Source organism: Xanthobacter versatilis (assembly GCF_043193975.1).
GTDB classification, from domain to species: Bacteria; Pseudomonadota; Alphaproteobacteria; order Rhizobiales; family Xanthobacteraceae; genus Xanthobacter; species Xanthobacter autotrophicus_E.
Genome location: NZ_JBAFVB010000002.1, coordinates 21,370 through 35,070 on the forward strand (window position 1 = coordinate 21,370; position 13,701 = coordinate 35,070).

Consider the following 13,701-nt stretch of genomic DNA (forward strand, 5'->3'; position numbering starts at 1 on the left):
TCCGCGCTCCCTCCGCTATCTGGCGAAGGGATCAATCTCCCAGACGATCTGGGAGGCATCGCCGTCGAATTCGTCGGCCGGCACGACCGAGAGGCTGCCGTCGCCGGCGCGAAAGATCACGATGACGACCATCAGGGTCTTGGCAAGGCTGAGGGCGAAGGCCTGCGCATCGGTAGAGGACATGGGGTCCGGCTCCTGCTCGAAGCGGAGGACCATCCCCCGCTGACAGGCGCCCGATTGGTCCGGCCGATGGCCGCAATCACCGCGACGGCGAAGCGGAGCGGCGGCACGCGGTGCGTAGCCGACCCCTTGCGGGTTGATGGCGTCAGGCCCTCGGCCGGACCAAGGATCAGCGCAAAAAAAGCGGGGGTGGATGGTCGCTCGAAGATCGGCAGGTGCGGCCGTCTCCCTGCATAAGCTGACTCTGGAGGCTTTGTTCAGCTACACGTCTGATGAGTACAGGTCCTGCTCGTCAGTCCGGTGAAAATCGATAATGGAGCCAGCACTTTCATGAGAAACGTTCAGGGCTCGTGAAATTCGATTCCGATGGTCGAGAAGGGGGCAGCGCTCATGCGCCGCCTGACCCGAACCGATAGACCGGGATGCCGAGCTTGCGGGCCTTGTCGGCGAGGTTGTCCTGGATGCCCGTGCCGGGGAAGATAATGACCCCGATGGGCATGACCGAGAGCATCTGGTCGTTGCGCTTGAAGGGGGCGGCCTTGGCGTGCCGTGTCCAGTCGGGCTTGAACGCGACCTGCGGCACCTTACGGGCATCGGCCCAGCAGGCGGCGATCCTCTCGGCACCCTTGGGCGAGCCACCGTGCAGCAGCACCATGTCAGGGTGCTTCGCGCGGACCTGATCGAGCTTCGCCCAGATGTGCGTGTGGTCCATCGTGTCGCCGCCGGAAAAGGCGATCTTCGGACCTGTGGGCATCATCACCTCGGTCTCAGCCCGCCTGCGGGCGGCGAGGAAATCGCGGCTGTCGATGAGGGCTGCGGTGAGGTGCCGATGGTTCACCAGGGATCCGGAGCGCGGGCGCCAGGCTGAGCCGGTGTGCCGTTCGAAGGCATCGGCAGCCTCGTCGCGCATCAGCTCGAAGGTGTTGCGGCGTTCCATGAGGCTCTGGCCCTCGGCGATGAGTCGCTCCAGCTCCGCCGAGCGCACCTCGCTGCCGTCCTGTTCCTGCTGGCTGCGGCGCTGGCCTTGCTCGTTGTCGTCAAGGGTGCCCGAGATACGGCCGGCGGCACGGTGGAAGAGATGGACGGTCGACCACAGGAGATCGGGAAGGTCCGGCTCGAGGCGAGTGTCTTGCAGCGTCGCGATGAGGGCATCGAAGATGTCGGCAATTGCGCCGGTGATGCGGTCGGCATCGGGAAGCGGCCGCGGATCCGTTTCGTCGTCCGAGGGACGGTAGCCATAGAGCTGAAGTTCCTGCAGCAGGTGATCGGTGGGAGAGGAAGCGTGGCGGGGTCCGTCGTGCTCGGTGCTCATGGGAGGCTCCGTCGGTTGGACCGCAGCCTTGCGGCCTTCATGGCGACGAAGCCGGCGGGCGGGACGGACCTGCACCCCGCGGGAAGCGCGGGGCCGGAGCGTGAGCGGAGGATGGCGAAGGCCGGGGATTTTGCTTCGCGATGGAACGCCGCGTGTCGGGGCCCTGCGACGCCTGCGTCGTGGGGAAACACCGGCGACGGAAAATCACCGGCCGGAGCCATTGCCGGTCCGGGACGACTGCCGGCCGATCGCCCTCTGGAAGGCCTGGCTGCGGGTTCTCTGTCGGCGGTGGGTATCAGAGCGTGGCGGAAGAGCATTCCCGCTCGCAGCCACTCCAGATCATGGGCTCGTCACGGACAAGCGGGCGACGTCCTCGGGAGCAAGCTGACATCGGAGTTGCGCCCGCAAGGCGTCAACGCCAAAGGCGCGCAGATCTTCGTTGAAGTCGCCAAGCGTCGGCGAGAGCACGATGGCCTCGATCCCGGTGGAGTTCGCTCGTGCAATGAGGCTGTCCCGTGCCCTGTTGCCGGCCGGATCGGTGTCGCGGGCGATGTAGAGCCGCCGTAGCCCGGGTGGAAAGGCGATGGCGGAAAGGTGGGCGGCCGAGAGCGCCGCTGCCGTCGGGAGGCTTGGCAACACGCCGCGGAGGGAAAGGATCGTCTCGATGCCCTCTCCGGCAGCCATCACGTCATCAACTCGGCCGAAGCGAACGGCATGCTCCAGCAGGTGACCTATGGCCCGCCGGGGCGTGGCGATTGCCGCCTTGTCCGATCCGTCCGGAGCGAGCCACGTCCGGTGGATGCCCATGATCCGTCCCCTGAGGTCGGTGACGGCAGCGATCATGGCCGGCAGGGGTTGAATGGGCCCGTGCGCAGCCGGGCGATAGAAGCAGCGAGGATGAAAGCGCAAGCTTCCGGTTTCGTGCAAAGCCGAGATGCCGCGGGTCCGCAGATACGCCTCTACGATTGTGCCCGAAATCGGCTCTGCAGCGGCGAACAGCCGTCGTGCCGAGATGACCGGATCACGTGAGGAACATTGCTTTCCGCCATGAGGAGCTTCCGCGTCTGGTGAGATTGGTGGAAGGCGCAGAAATGCTTGAGCCTCTGCGACCACATCGGTGAAGTTGAGCAGGCCCCGGCTTTCGCGGATCACGTCGAGGAGGTCGCCGTGCTCGCCCGTGGCAGCGTCGGTCCATTTTCCGGCTGGGCCCTTCGCGGTGTCCGTCAGCCGCACGAACATGGAGCGGCCGGGAGAGTTGCGAACATCGCCGACCTGCCAATAGTGCCCCTGCCGTCGGCCCGCGGAGAGATAATGGCGGCAGACTGCCTCCGCCTGCCGCCCCAGCCGCCGGGCGAGATCGTGCGCAGCATCCGTCATGGGGACGCTCCAAGAAAATGGCCCGCCGTCCGGGCCACGCGATAGGGGGGATCGCGGAGCCACAGGCGGCGGGCCAAGTTGCCCGGGGAGGATTATTCGGCAGCGATCGAGGAGGAGATCGCTTCGGGCTCCTCAGTGTCGGCGAGGTCTTCGCTGTCGGCCATGGCCGTTTCGCCGTCGGTCTCCGCCGTTTCCTCGCCGACGGTGTCCAAGGGCAGGGTCCGCAGCGCCTCCGGGAGCCAGCCGCTGTCGGCGAGGAGGGTCTCGGCCTCCCGGGCCATGTCGCCCTTCTTGAGGTGGGCGATCCGCTCGGCCGGGCGCTCCCCCTTGGCCTCGGTCACCGCCTGCAGGATGCGGGCCTTGGTGACCCTGCCGAGGAAGGTGTCCACCGTGGGCTTCCATCCGACGGCTGCCATGTCGAGCGACACCGCCTGCGCCAGCCTATCGGCATGGGCGAAGGCGCGAGGACGGCGGTTCCAGGCCTCATGCACCGCATTGACCGATAGGCTCACCACATGGGCGAACAGTGCGGCCCGGCTGTCGAGGTCCCACCCGCTCAAGGTGTCCCAGAGCGAGCCGGACTCCTTGGGCAGAGCCTTGACCCAGCTCTCATGCCGGACACGGATCGCCTCGGCGGAGACGCTGTCATTGAGGCCCGGCGCCTGGGCATTGAACGAGACGCTCTTGAGATCGAGCTCAAGGCAGCTGTCCGAGCCATAGGCGTAGAAAGCTTTCAGCGTCAGGGCATGGACCGCGGCAAGGAAGGCGACGTCAGGCTGCTCGCCCAGCGAATGGCGCAGGCCGAGGGTGCGGTGGGTGGTCAGCTCCGTGAGCAGCCGGTCGGAGATGGGGGTGAGGCCGTCCTCCTCCTCGGGCTCGCCAGGAGCATCGCCTGCTGCCGCCTCCTGCCGAGGGGATGAGGCCACGAGGTTGGCACCGTCGGTCTCGATGGAAGGGTCATGGTCCTCCTCGACCGGCACCTCGTCCTCCGGGCGGACGAAACCCCGTTCCACCCGGAGCTTTCCATCCTGTGCGATGCTGACGAAGGCGCCGGCCCGGGCGACCTCCGCCGGATCGAACGCGAGAGGACGCGCTTCGAAGGCCTCCAGCATCGCCTCGAGTGCCCCGAGCCGCGCGTCGACCTCTTCGGGAAGCTCGTCGACATCGGCATGTTCTTCGGACAGACGATCGTATTCCCCCTGGGCTGCCTCCCGCGCAGCCTCCTCCGCTTCGGTCAAATGCATGGGCTCGCCCCGCAATTGGCGTAGGCCATAGGTGTGGCCATAGGCGAAGTCCGGCGCGACCTCGATCCACTTCCAACCCTCGCTCCGGATCACGTCGGCCTCGGCGACGAGCTTCTCGGCCACCATCCGGTCGACGAGGGGCACATCCTGCAGCCAGCCACCGTCATCGCCCTGGAACAGGTCGCGCAGCACCGTGCCGCCGGCCATCTCGTAGGCCTCGATGCCGATGAAGCGGGCCCGCTTGTCGGATGCCCGCACCGCGCCCTCCGTCAGCATGCGCCGGATGACATAGGGCTGCTTGTCGTAAGCTTGGGCGAGACGCTCCAGCACCTGCTCCTGCCGTTCATGGTCGCCCGATACGGTGAAGGCCATGAGCTGGTCGAGGGTGAGGCCATCCTCGGCATAGGTGTCGAGGAGCGTCGGAGAGAGCGAGGCGAGCTTCAGCCGCTGCTTCACCACCGCGACCGAGACGAAGAAGGCGGCGGCGATCTCCTCCTCGGACTGGCCCTTCTCCCGCAGAGCGAGAAAGGCACGGAACTGGTCGAGGGGATGGAGCGGCGCGCGCTGGACATTCTCGGCGAGGGAATCCTCCTCGGCGATGCCGCCCTCACGGACAATGCATGGCACCGGGGCCGTCCTGGCGAGGCGCTTGCGCTTCACCAGCAGCTCCAGCGCCCGATAGCGCCGCCCGCCGGCCGGGATCTCATACATGCCGGTCTCGACGCCGTCGGGATCGACCACGGCTCGGACATTGAGGCCCTGGAGCAGGCCGCGCCGGGCGATGTCCTCGGCGAGTTCCTCGATGGAGACGCCCGCCTTCACCCGGCGGACGTTGGCCTGACTCAGCACCAGCTTGTTGAAAGGGATGTCGCGGGAGGACGAAAGGGTGATCTTCTGAACGGCCGTGGCCATGGGATATTTCTCCGCGACGGGCGGCCAGAGAACCTCTCTCTGGCCTCCAACCCGTCACGAAGGACGGCGCCGCCCTCTTCCTCTGAGGGCAGCGCCGCAGAACCGATGATCCGGAAATCCGGAACAACACGAAGCCGGAGACACGACATTCCGCATCTCCGGCTTCGCGGATCTCAGACGGCGCGGTCGAGGAGTTTCTTCGCCCGCGCCTCCAGATCGAGGCGGGCATCCTGGTGGGGCTTGTCCCGGGCCACGGCCGTGATGCCCTGCACGAAGTCGAAGATGCTCTCCGGCTTGCGACCTTCTTCGGCCAGCACGGTCTCGATCACCTTCTGCGTCTCCGCCTTGGAGAAGCCCTTGCGGCGCAGGAACTCGGTGCGGTCCTCGTCGGTGCGCGCCACGATGCGCTCGCGTGCCGCCTTGATGCCGTTGACGAAGGGCATGGGGGAGGAGTTAGCAAAGCGCTCCAAAGCCGGCGCCGCCTGATGGGCGAACCGAGATGCGGCATACTTGGAGTGCCGGATGGTGATCTCCTCGAAATCCTCGACGCCCCACAGGTTGCGGTTCTGGCAGACGGCCCGCAGGTAGAAGCTGGCGATCCCCAGCGTCTTGGCGCCCACCTCCGAGTTCCAGCAATAGAAGCCCCGAAAAAACAGGTCCGGAGAGCCGTCCGGCAGCCGGCCAGCCTCGATGGGATTGAGATCATCCACCAGGAACAGGAAGACGTCCCGATCCGAGGCGTAGAGCGTGGTGGTGTCCTTGGTGATGTCGACGCGGGGATTGTAGATGCCTGTCGACCAGTCGAGCACACCCGGCACCTTCCAGCGGGTGTCGCCGGTGCCATTGCCGGCGATGCGGCGCACGGCATCCACCAGCTCGTGGTCGTAGATGCGGCCGTAGTCGGGACCGGTCACGGCCCGTAGCTCGACGCGGCCGTCCTCCACCTCCAGCGTCTTCACCTGCTCAGCGCGGTGCGTCAGCAGGCCGTGCTGCAGATTGATGCCGGCGAGCGGAGCCGGGAGTTGCCGCAGGTAGGCCGCCGGCGCGCCGATGAGGCTTGCAAGCTGGCCGAAGCTCCAGTGGGTCGGCGCAACAGGAGCCTCCGTCCCCGGCAGCGCGAGCGTCAGCCGGTCCGGCGCCTCTCGGCTCGCTTTGACGCGGATAGCCGCGCTCTCCACCGTCCGGGTCCGGCTCCGGTCGGACCGGCCGCGCACCGCGCCATACAGCTCCGACAGGGACAGATAGCGTTCGTCCGCCGGCCGGGAGAACCACTCCGACGACACGCGGCCGACGCGCTCGCCGCGATTGACATCCACCTTATACCCGCCGCTCGGATCACCGCGGGCGTCCAGAACCTGTTCGTTCATGGGATCGTTCTCCATGACGGGCGCCGGCAGCCTCTCTCCCGGCAGTCAACCCGTCACGGAAAACCGGTCCACCCTCTGACTCTTGAGGGGCGTTGCGGGGGCTCCCCGCTCGATGGGGTCGGCCGAGACCTGGCTCGGCCGCAGGGGAAGGCTTTCCCCTAGCAGCGTCACATCAGAAGAGCCGGATTCATTCAGGCCGGCTCGGGAACAGGAGATAGATCCAGTCGGCGCAAGCCGCCAGGATCTTCAGCGCCATGCCGGGGGAATGAATTTCAGCGCTGCCGTGGGACAGACCATTACGTAATGCGATAAGCGCCTCGACAGGATCGGCCATCAGCATGCTGCCCTCGACCATTGGCGGCAACGCGCCCGTTTTGCGTGCTCGATCGACCAGATTGCGCAGCGTGCCGCGTGCGTCTCCACCATGCCCACTCAAACGAAATTTGAGCGCTAGCTCGAAAGCTCCGAATGCTTGGATTTCTCCCACCACGAAGAGATCGTAGTCAAAAAAGGCGTAAAGCATGATGCTACGCGCTCTGTCGAAGGCCTTTTGAACCTCTACGGGTGCCGCACCCTTCAAGCCGACATCAACTATTCCGGCATGATGGTCTCGAAGCGTCATTCGACGCGCGACATCTTGCTCAATAACATAGAGGTCAGCGAACCGGGGATCGGGCTCGAGAAGGGAGTCGAATGGCTTGAGAGACATGGGGCAGATGGCTCCTCTGAGCTATGCGCCCCAAGCGTCAATGATTTGGCGCAGAGGAAACGGAGCTCTTTCCTTCGACCATTCGTGGTACGGCGCTGCCGTCTGGCTATAGGGGCCAGGCTCCGGTCGATCGAACTGAACCCGCGCCGGGATATGGAACGCGCTTCCGAAAACGATCGCCTCGCCCGACGACAAAATCGTCACCTGATCGAGCAAACGCCGCGCCTGCATCGGGATGATGCGTCGGAAATGGTCGATGTCGTCCGGGTTCTGCAGACGATGGCTGATGAAGTTGGCACACTGGCTGATAATTGTCTGGCTGATCTCGCTCGGTCGCTGGCTGGCGATGATCAGTGAGAGGCCAAACTTCCGTCCCTCCTTGGCGATACGCTCATAGGCGAGACGTGCGAGGCGATGGCCGCGGTCTTCGTCCGATCGCGCCGGCCGCGCGTAGTTGTGCGCCTCCTCCAGGACGAGCACCCAAGGATGCTTATAGCGTGATGCCGCCGGCAATCGCTCCCTTGCCTCGAGGAGTACGCGCCCGATGACGGCGCAAGCATAAGGGAGAATCTCGTTTCCCAACATGGATAAGTCGAGCACCGACACCTTAGGCCCGCCCGCATTTCCGAGACCAAAACGGGAAAACCACGATGCCAGATCCGGGATGCTAGTTTCGGCGTTCTCAAAATTGAGAAACGAATGCCAGCGTTTATCGTCGAGGCGCGTCTTCAACCTCAGTTTCAACGTCGTGAGGTGTGCATCGACCCTTATGGTATCTTCCTTGGACACCGCTCGATTGATCAGGGATGGATCTGTCAACGTCGAACGGGAGATGCGCAACGGTGAATCGGCTGTCCGAACGGCAGTCTCGGCGACATGGCTGCCGCCGATGATCTTTGCGCGGATTTCATCCTGGAGCTTTCGAGCCTCGGCTTCGATCTGAGCAGCATTCGCGAGGACCTCTTGATTGAAACCGGTGATCGCTTTGTGCGATGCGAACAGAGTTTCAAATGAGGCTGTATCGATGTCGGAATTCGCCAGATAGCCTACAATCAGATCGCAATATGAACCAGCCGACTTCCGTTGTATCTTTTGGAGATCGGAAAGCAGCTTTTCGATTGAGCTTAAAGCACTCTGGAATGTATTAAGATTCGAAACCTCATCAGCATTCCCGCCCTTCGCGATCGCCCACCAATCCTTCAGGACCGGCTCCTGCGTTTGTTCGGCAGCGCTCAACCAAGCGCAGATCTCTTCAGCATTGAGAAACCAGAGTGGAAGGCCGAATTCTTCACCGTTGAGGTAGATGCGATCGGGCAATCGTGTGACGGTCTTGCCTGTTGGGAATGCCTTTTCATACTCGCCATTAATGTCGAGGATAAAGACATGCGGCTCCTCGGCGGCACCATCGAGCGCCTTCATCGCCTTCTGGATCAGGCTGGAAACGGAAAAGGACTTGCCCGAGCCGGTGTTGCCGACGATCGCCAGAGGGCGCGAAAACAGATCGTTGTAGGAGGCGCGCACGACATTGCGCGTCTGGCCCGTTGGAAACCCGATTTTCAGGTCGTAGTCGAAGTCCTTGTCATCATAGCCTTCTGGCCTATTGCGCCGCGGCGGAAGCTCGAACACAGCGCGCAGCACGGCCGGCGATCCGATCTCAGCAGGGGTATCGAGGGTTGGCAGAACGGATATGCCCGGGCTGAAGGAGGCGTCGTCACCAATGTTCTCGATCGTGCCCAGCAACTGCACGCTGGCGATCCGGCGAGACTTCATCAACTCAAGGCTGAGGTCGTCGCCACTTGCAGGGTCGAAGCTCTCGCGCGCCTCGAGGTCGGTAATGATGCCGATGACGGTTTCGCCCGCCCCCAATGAAAATGTCAGGTAGGCGTTGATGGCGATCGCGACCTGGACGCCGTCAAGGGTCGCGCGAAGCGCCGAGCGGGTTTCGGGCAAAAGCTCGACTTTCACCCGAAACCCCTGAACAGCGACGATGTGGCCGACAAGTCTAGGATTATCCATGGTCAAGCCCCCGTATCGGGTTCGGCGGGCATTGCAGACGAGGCGATCTGCTTTTCAAAACGACGCAGACGCAAGAAATCGTCGAGCCGTTGGACGTCGGGCATCGCTGACCGCGCAAAATCATCAAAGGTCGCGTGCTTGAACGTGGCAGCCGCAAAGGCTGCGTCGGTCGGGCACAACACGAAAGCGCGCTTGCCAAGGTCCTTGTACCGCCGGATGCGCTCGACGACCGGGCTCTCCGGATTGGGCTCCACCACCAGCATAACCAGCGACGGGTTGATCAAGGCACTCTCGATGATTCGGCTGACATGATCGTCGCCGAAGCCGTAGCCGAGGACGAGCAGGAACGTCTGAGGGATGCCGAGGCGCACTTGGAATGATCGGAAGAGATGCGCATACGGCATCGTCAGCGTCTGCGTGAACTTATTCGCGGTCGGCAGAATACCGATCGATGCGGTTCCCTCGGCAAGATCAACGAGTGCGGCTGCCTTCTCCTCCGGCTTCAAGTCCACATAGGCTCGGAACGGCGCGAGGTCGGGGTGCCGCGCCCGCATCTCGCCATCTTGCTCGAACCAGTGAATTGACCCATGCAGCTTGTAAAAATGCAGGAACTTGTCGAAGCGCCGGACTCGGCCTTCGGCGACTTCCCCCGGATAATAGACGTCAAGGCCGTAGACGGAGGGATCGAACCGCGCTGCGGCGCGGCCGGTGAACCCATCGAAATACTGGATGCCGAGCAACTCCAGCGCCTGCTCGAACAGGGTGTCGTAGTTCAACGTGAAAAGATGAGTTCGCCCGAGATTGCTATCTCGGGCGACGAGCTTGGAGAGAAATGCGAGCTGCGGCGGGGTCTCTCTTATCGACTTCGCCATGGCCTTATCGGGCAAGGACAGCGCGCATTCTGCGAAAATCGACATGCGCAGATGGTTTACGAACCACTGGAGATCGTCAAAGCTTGGTGCGGGTGTGCTCGGCCAGGTGACACCGGAGAATGGTGCGTCTTTCGACTGGCCAATGACCAAGGCGTTGGCGACGAAGGATAGCCAAGCTTCGAAACCTAGCGTCGGTTCATCGATAAAATTAGCCAGCCAGACGGCGTCCCTCCGCGCCTTGATGATGGGGCCGATTGAGGCAGGCACATCCGGGAGGGCCTCGATCGTTTCGAAGACAGCGGTTTCAAGATTCGCCATGGTCTTCCCGCCGGCTGAAACCGACGTACCGGAACCCGTCAAAACCACGAGGTTTTCCATGCGTAGCCATTCGGAGATCAGAGCTTGGAGGCGAACTCGCCCCTGTTTCTGGTCAAGCCCAAGCAGGAGATCTCCAGCATTGCCGTCTTCGGTCAGACCGATGAGCTGGTACTCGATGGGTACAGGCGGCGGCGCCATCTTCATTTTTCCCCCTCCAGGCCGCCACGCAACGGATTGATGATCTGGAGCCCGGCGAAGTCCTTCTCGTTGTCAGTCACCACGACGCATTCATTCGCACCGGCGACGGCGGCGATGATCATGTCGAGTCCGCTACGGGGACGACCCGCCACCTTGCCCTCCGCCATCAGCCGCGCCCAGATCAGGCCGGCCTTGGCGTCCAAGGATAAAATGCGGCCCGTGAACAGGGCCTGCGGCCCCTCCGGCCCGACAAACCAGGCGTCGAGCGCATCGCGTTTCTTGCCGCGGGGCTTTTCCAGAATGCCACGTCGAATTTCAGCGACGGTCAATGACGCAATAAACAGGTCCTCGTCGCGCTGTGTTGCCATCCAAGCCAGCAACGACGCCGACGGCTGCGGCTTGACGATATTGCTGATGATGTTGGTATCGAGGAGATAGCGCGTCACAGATCGACCTTACGCCCCTCTTCACGCGGGCGGGAAAGATCAAGCTCCGCGCCCACCAGCGGCGAGCGGCGTAAAGCGGTGAGGATGCCGCCGGGCTTGGGTGGTTCGCCAGCGACGACTGTCTTCACGGCCGCGCGAACCTGCTCCGCTTCCGGCCCTTCCTCAGCCAGACGACGGGCAAGAGCGCGTATCAGCTCGCGATCGGATTCGAGCGCCATGATCTCGAAGCGCGTGAAGCCGCGCTGCGTCAGACGGGCGCGGTAATTCTGGATCGCTCTCTTCTGTGCAGCATTGCCCATGGCCACCCTCCATGCTATATCTGGATATATAGCCCAGATTTGTTGTGCAGACAAGTGAGGACGCGATGGCGAAACGCGTTTCAGACAGGCTTGGCCAGAGAGCGGATCGCCGCGCCATCCGATGCCGGTATTTTCCGTCTGCTGTGATGCGCTTTTCTACGCCGGATGGCGCCAGCACCAGCAACAATATGCCGAATGCCGTCGAATACTCTCCGTTGATTTGCGTTGCTTATACTTCGATTCACAACAATCGTGAAGCCGATCAACTTGCAATCGCTATCGAACGGCGCAACGATGGACCAGGACAAACGCCAGCAGCAAAGGAGCGCGCTTCGGCTCGTCGAGCCGGAACTGTCGCTCGTGCGCCGCGGCGACGGTCCCGACCCGCGCCTGAGCGAGTTGGCTCGCCTGCTCGCCCGTCGTGCTGCGCGGGAGGTGTTCGAAGAGCAGATGAAGGAACGCAGCACGACGCGCTCCTGACACCTCAGGAGAGTGCGCTTTGAAAGTCGCGATCTACGCCCGCTATTCGTCCGACAATCAGCGCGACGCCTCCATCGCCGACCAGCTCCGCATCTGCCGCCTCCATGCCGAGAAGCAGGGTTGGCAGGTGGTCGAGGAATATACCGACCACGCCATTTCCGGCGCCTCCCTTCTTCGTCCCGGTATCCAAGCCCTGATCTCGGACGCAGCGCGCGGCCGTTTCCAGTACGTGCTGGCCGAGGCGATGGATCGTCTTTCGCGCGATCAGGAGGACATTGCCGGCCTCTACAAGCGCATGGCCTATGCGGACGTGAAGATCGTCACGCTCTCCGAGGGCGAAGTCACGCATCTGCATGTCGGTCTGAAGGGCACGATGAACGCCCTGTTCCTCAAGGATCTCGCCGACAAGACGCGCCGAGGCCAGCGCGGGCGCGTCGAGATGGGCAAGTCCGGCGGCGGCAACGCCTATGGCTATGATGTGGTGAAGAAGTTCGACGCCGGCGGCGAGCCCATACGCGGCGACCGGACCATCAACGAGTTTCAGGCGGGGGTCATCCGCCGCATCTTCCGTGACTATTCGGCCGGAAAGTCGGCGAAGCGAATTGCCTTCGAGCTGAACAAGGAGGGCATCTCCGCGCCGGGCGGTGGAGAATGGGGCTTCAGCACGATCAACGGCAATCCGAAGCGCGGCAACGGAATCCTCAACAACGAGATGTACGTTGGCAAGCTGGTCTGGAACCGTCAGCGCTTCATCAAAGACCCGGACACTGGCAAGCGCCAGGCGCGCATAAACCCGGAGGAGGACTGGATCACCCAGGATGTGCCCGAGTTGCGCATCCTTGACGACGAGCTGTGGCGGGCGGTCAAGGATCGCCAGAAAGCGGTCAAACTGAACCGTAGCGACAACGGCGAGACCGAGAACCACTTCCGGGAACGTCGGCGCCCCAAATACCTTTTCTCGGGCCTGACCAAGTGCGCCTGCTGTGGCGGTGGCTATTCGATGATCTCGGCTGACCTGGTTGGCTGCTCGACAGCCCGGAATAAGGGCACTTGCGACAATCGCAGGAACATCCGGCGCGATCAGTTCGAGGCGCGCGTCCTGAACGCGCTGCGCCATCACCTGATGGACCCAGCGCTGTTCAAAGAATTCTGCGAGGAATTCACCCGCGAGATGAATCGGCTGCGCATGGAAGGCCGAGCGTCGATCGATGCGGCCGAGGCCGAGATCAAGCGAATCGACCGGGAACTCGACAAGTTGATGAAGCTCATCCTCGCGTCCGACAGCGACGACGCCCCCACCCGGATGATGAAGCAGATGAAGGAGCTGGAGGCTCGCCAGAAGGAGCTAAAAGCGTTCCTGCAGGACGCCCAGGAGCCGCCGCCCCTCCTGCATCCAAACATGGCGCATCACTACCACGCCCAGGTGGATGAGCTGTATGCGGCGCTTCAGGAGGATTCGGAGGAAAAGCGGATGACGGCGGCCGACCTGATTCGCTCGCTGGTGAAGGAGATCATCCTGACGCCGGCAGAAGGCGAGCTTCGGGTCGACGTGCGAGGTGATCTGGCTGGAATTCTTGCGATTTCGCTCAAAAGCAAACGGCCCGCCAGAGGGGCGGGCCGATCGCAAGTCGAGATGGTTGCGGGGACCTGCTCTGATCAGAACTTGCGAACGCAAAAAAGCCGCCCGGTGGGGGCGGCTGATTTGCGCGATTTGGTATCGCAATTTGAGATGGTTGCGGGGGTAGGATTTGAACCTACGACCTTCAGGTTATGAGCCTGACGAGCTACCGGGCTGCTCCACCCCGCGTCAATTGTCGAGCCGGCGAACCGCCCGTCGACGAGGCGTATGTAGCAACCCTCGTTCCCGATTGAAAGGGCTGGCGCGGAAATAATGCCCGCGAGCGGGCCGCCCTGTGGACGACGCGCCTTGCGTCGACCCGGCCGGTCCCGCGCCAGCCCTTGCCAGTCCTC

Annotated in this window: 12 protein-coding genes and 1 tRNA gene; 2 read left to right on the forward strand and 11 right to left on the reverse strand. The window is 63.3% G+C overall.

Annotated elements, in window-relative coordinates:
- Positions 1–15: 15 nt before the first annotated feature.
- The 10 genes from V5F66_RS03800 to V5F66_RS03845 form a co-directional block, all read right to left on the reverse strand.
- Positions 16–183, reverse strand: coding sequence for a hypothetical protein (locus V5F66_RS03800; protein ID WP_188079546.1), 168 nt, complete (start codon positions 181–183; stop codon positions 16–18).
- A gap of 385 nt (positions 184–568) precedes the next feature.
- Positions 569–1,492, reverse strand: a complete 924-nt coding sequence (locus V5F66_RS03805; RefSeq protein ID WP_012116552.1) for a DUF2493 domain-containing protein — start codon at positions 1,490–1,492, stop codon at positions 569–571.
- Between the two features lie 339 nt (positions 1,493–1,831).
- Positions 1,832–2,869 (reverse strand): DUF7146 domain-containing protein, encoded by a 1,038-nt coding sequence (locus tag V5F66_RS03810; protein ID WP_394093295.1) that lies wholly within the window; start codon positions 2,867–2,869, stop codon positions 1,832–1,834.
- Between the two features lie 92 nt (positions 2,870–2,961).
- Positions 2,962–5,025 (reverse strand): ParB/RepB/Spo0J family partition protein, encoded by a 2,064-nt coding sequence (locus tag V5F66_RS03815; RefSeq protein ID WP_394093296.1) that lies wholly within the window; start codon positions 5,023–5,025, stop codon positions 2,962–2,964.
- Positions 5,026–5,198: 173 nt separating this feature from the next.
- Entirely contained in the window at positions 5,199–6,392 is a 1,194-nt protein-coding gene (locus V5F66_RS03820) for a hypothetical protein (RefSeq protein WP_012116549.1), read from the reverse strand.
- A 187-nt stretch (positions 6,393–6,579) separates the two neighbouring features.
- Positions 6,580–7,101 carry a hypothetical protein gene (locus V5F66_RS03825; RefSeq protein ID WP_012116548.1) on the reverse strand — a complete coding sequence of 174 codons (522 nt, stop codon included), beginning with the start codon at positions 7,099–7,101 and terminating at the stop codon, positions 6,580–6,582.
- A gap of 21 nt (positions 7,102–7,122) precedes the next feature.
- Positions 7,123–9,117, reverse strand: coding sequence for an ATP-binding protein (locus V5F66_RS03830; protein WP_394093559.1), 1,995 nt, complete (start codon positions 9,115–9,117; stop codon positions 7,123–7,125).
- A gap of 2 nt (positions 9,118–9,119) precedes the next feature.
- Entirely contained in the window at positions 9,120–10,511 is a 1,392-nt protein-coding gene (locus V5F66_RS03835; protein WP_394093297.1) for an SIR2 family protein, read from the reverse strand.
- A complete protein-coding gene (locus V5F66_RS03840; RefSeq protein ID WP_394068980.1) occupies positions 10,508–10,951 on the reverse strand; it encodes a type II toxin-antitoxin system VapC family toxin in 444 nt (147 codons plus the stop codon). The genes V5F66_RS03835 and V5F66_RS03840 overlap by 4 nt, the downstream gene beginning before the upstream one ends.
- Positions 10,948–11,250 (reverse strand): hypothetical protein, encoded by a 303-nt coding sequence (locus V5F66_RS03845; protein ID WP_012116544.1) that lies wholly within the window; start codon positions 11,248–11,250, stop codon positions 10,948–10,950. Before V5F66_RS03845 ends, V5F66_RS03840 begins: the two co-directional genes overlap by 4 nt.
- A gap of 252 nt (positions 11,251–11,502) precedes the next feature.
- Between V5F66_RS03845 and V5F66_RS03850 the strand changes: the two genes are divergently transcribed.
- Positions 11,503–11,730, forward strand: coding sequence for a hypothetical protein (locus V5F66_RS03850; RefSeq protein ID WP_229644185.1), 228 nt, complete (start codon positions 11,503–11,505; stop codon positions 11,728–11,730).
- A 19-nt stretch (positions 11,731–11,749) separates the two neighbouring features.
- Entirely contained in the window at positions 11,750–13,504 is a 1,755-nt protein-coding gene (locus V5F66_RS03855; protein WP_012116543.1) for a recombinase family protein, read from the forward strand.
- Here the strand turns inward: V5F66_RS03855 and V5F66_RS03860 are convergent.
- Positions 13,461–13,537, reverse strand: a tRNA-Met gene (locus tag V5F66_RS03860). The genes V5F66_RS03855 and V5F66_RS03860 overlap by 44 nt on opposite strands.
- Positions 13,538–13,701: the final 164 nt, after the last annotated feature.

Coding starts and splice junctions, on each gene's coding strand:
- V5F66_RS03800 (WP_188079546.1), bottom strand. CDS start 183: ATGTCCTCTACCGATGCGCAGGCCTTCGCCCTCAGCCTTGCCAAGACC.
- V5F66_RS03805 (WP_012116552.1), bottom strand. CDS start 1,492: ATGAGCACCGAGCACGACGGACCCCGCCACGCTTCCTCTCCCACCGAT.
- V5F66_RS03810 (WP_394093295.1), bottom strand. CDS start 2,869: ATGACGGATGCTGCGCACGATCTCGCCCGGCGGCTGGGGCGGCAGGCG.
- V5F66_RS03815 (WP_394093296.1), bottom strand. CDS start 5,025: ATGGCCACGGCCGTTCAGAAGATCACCCTTTCGTCCTCCCGCGACATC.
- V5F66_RS03820 (WP_012116549.1), bottom strand. CDS start 6,392: ATGAACGAACAGGTTCTGGACGCCCGCGGTGATCCGAGCGGCGGGTAT.
- V5F66_RS03825 (WP_012116548.1), bottom strand. CDS start 7,101: ATGTCTCTCAAGCCATTCGACTCCCTTCTCGAGCCCGATCCCCGGTTC.
- V5F66_RS03830 (WP_394093559.1), bottom strand. CDS start 9,117: ATGGATAATCCTAGACTTGTCGGCCACATCGTCGCTGTTCAGGGGTTT.
- V5F66_RS03835 (WP_394093297.1), bottom strand. CDS start 10,511: ATGAAGATGGCGCCGCCGCCTGTACCCATCGAGTACCAGCTCATCGGT.
- V5F66_RS03845 (WP_012116544.1), bottom strand. CDS start 11,250: ATGGGCAATGCTGCACAGAAGAGAGCGATCCAGAATTACCGCGCCCGT.